The sequence below is a fragment of the Dyella japonica DSM 16301 genome (assembly GCF_001010355.1).
Classification (GTDB): Bacteria; Pseudomonadota; Gammaproteobacteria; order Xanthomonadales; family Rhodanobacteraceae; genus Dyella; species Dyella japonica.
Map to the genome: position 1 here is coordinate 1 of NZ_JPLA01000191.1, position 301 is coordinate 301.

Sequence of the window (301 nt, forward strand, 5' to 3'; positions counted from 1 at the left end):
GCGGTGCATACAGGATAGAGAACGGTGAACCGAACTTACCATAAGAACCGTTGATAACGATCTTAAGAGTTTGTGCGGTCTTATCGTCATGAGCCATCTTAGCGGCAATACGTCTTTCTACGATCTTAACGAAGATATCGATAAAGCGCGGGCCCAGGTGCTCAGGATACAGTTGCTGGTTAATAATACAGATTGGGTAGTATGATGTTACGTCAGCATCCCACATCTATTAATCTTCAGATGGTACAATCTCCATTAACTCTTCGCACGAGTGCAGACCACCGATACCCATGTTGTAAGT

Annotated in this window: 1 protein-coding gene; it reads right to left on the reverse strand. The window is 44.5% G+C overall.

The window, feature by feature from the left end; translation table 11 throughout:
• Nucleotides 1-226, reverse strand: a 226-nt coding sequence (locus tag Y882_RS20665) for a hypothetical protein (RefSeq protein ID WP_211259253.1), incomplete at its 3' end; no start/stop codon positions are given.
• Nucleotides 227-301: the final 75 nt, after the last annotated feature.